We start from the raw sequence: 2038 nt of genomic DNA on the forward strand, positions 1-2038 counted from the left end.
TGAAGCAGAAGCATTTGGTTGTAAAATAAGCTCTAATTCACACAGTCCACCATCAATAATAGAAAAAGCACCAATAGAATATCCTGAAAATCTAGACATACCCTCTGACTATACAAACAAAAAAAGATTAGCTGTTATTAGTGAATCTATAGAACTAATAAAAAATGAGTACCCTGAAGTACCAGTAATTGTTGGATTAGTTGGCCCATTTACACTAGCAGGACATATTATAGGAATAGAAAAACTAGTTAAAATGTTAAATACTGAAAGTTTTACAGTTGAAACAATACTTGATGTAGTGTTAGATGCCCAAATAGAACTAGCAAAAACATATACCAATGCAGGGGCTGATGTAATATGCATACCTGATGGTAGTGCATCACCAGATTTAATACAACCAGAATATTTTAGAGAATATGAAAAAGAAGCACTAAATGAGCTGGCAAAGAATATTAAATGTCAAAGTATTATCCATATGTGTGGACAATCAAGACCAATACTAGAAGATCTACTAGAAATTAACTTCAATGGACTATCCATAGAAGAATCAATAAATACTGGTGAAGCAAGAATGGTTAAAGAGGACCTATCTTCAGACACTGTTATTATTGGAAATATATCATCAACACAAACACTACTTAATAAAACAACAAATGAAGTAAAAGAAGAAGTAAAAGAAATACTAAAACATGGAACAGATATACTAGCACCAAGTTGTGGAATTGCACCAAAAACACCACTTGAAAATATCAAAGCATTTGTAGAAGCAAGAAATGAATATTACTTAGAAAAGAACTAATATTGAATGATAATTATGCTCCAATAAAATATAATGAAAGAACAAAAATTAAAAAAAGAAAGGAATAATTAATTTTGAAAATTAAATTTTTCCTTATTTACAAGTGGATATGTAATTAACTTATCAGTATCTAAATTTTCATTGTGCATATTAACAGCATTTATCTGAGAGTTTCCATATGTTCTATAATAATATATTCCACAACTTGTATTAACACAAGAGGAATATATTGTATATTCATATTTATCAGGACTTTCTATAAATGTACATCCATTTTGTTGTTCAACACTTGCTAGAATATGGAAAAATTGATTAACACTACTTTCCTCTGAATCATCAGATAATGAATTTGTAAGTGTAAATGCTAATTTAACAAAACGTGACATAGAGGATAAATCACCAGGAATACCCATACCCCCCATACCCCTACTATACACATCAAGATTATAATCTTTTAGAAAATCATTACTTGGTGTTTTATTAGATACTCTTCTATAATTATTTAAATTAAACATTTGCAAATCAAATGGTGGATTATTTGTTAGTATTCCTAGTGGATTATCATATACTTTTAATTCATCCTTTAAACATTCAACAGTAATTGAACTTTCACTATCTGATATAATCCAATGAAGTGGTGAAAGGGGAAGTTTATCACTATAATTTATATTAACAAGGTTAATATTTTCCAAAGCTTCTTTAACATCATCCACAGATTCATATTTACTAAGAATATATGGTATAAATTCAAATGGAGTGATATTTAATTTATTAGAATCATATTCATGATACTTTGTATATCCAGCGAAATTTAATCCAGCCATACTTAATCCTTTTTCATTCGTTGCATCATAATACAATGGATATTCATTAATACCTGCACTTATACCAATAATAGCATAGTGTGTTGTTGTTATATCATTTATCTTTCTAAATTTTAGAGGATAATTTCGTGGAGTTATCATAACTTGTTCATTATATGATATTTCATAGTCAAAGTTACGACCAAAATAATGATTTTTTGTTGTGTAATTTGCAGCAGAACACATAATAATCACCTACATACTATTTTTACTTTAAAAACTATTATTTATCTACATATGAAAAAATAGGGTTAAATACATTTAGAACATTTAAAATACAAATTCCTAAAAATCTAATATTGAATAACACATCCAAAGGAATCAATTTAATAAAAACCCACATTTTTCATATAATTTTCTATATACTACCTTATTT

2 protein-coding genes are annotated in these 2038 nt (G+C 27.6%); one reads left to right on the forward strand and one right to left on the reverse strand.

What is annotated here, in order from left to right; translation table 11 throughout:
• Positions 1-799 (forward strand): uroporphyrinogen decarboxylase family protein (locus A9758_RS01875; RefSeq protein WP_069776321.1); only part of this gene is annotated, 799 nt, incomplete at its 5' end.
• Between the two features lie 68 nt (positions 800-867).
• On the opposite strand, the gene bsh is transcribed toward A9758_RS01875, so the two are convergent.
• The gene (gene bsh / locus A9758_RS01880; protein ID WP_011406353.1) at positions 868-1848 is read right to left on the reverse strand and encodes a choloylglycine hydrolase; all 981 of its coding nucleotides are present in this window, start codon (positions 1846-1848) and stop codon (positions 868-870) included.
• Between the last annotated feature and the right edge of the window lie 190 nt (positions 1849-2038).

Source organism: Methanosphaera sp. A6, assembly GCF_001729395.1.
Classification (GTDB): Archaea; Methanobacteriota; Methanobacteria; order Methanobacteriales; family Methanobacteriaceae; genus Methanosphaera; species Methanosphaera stadtmanae.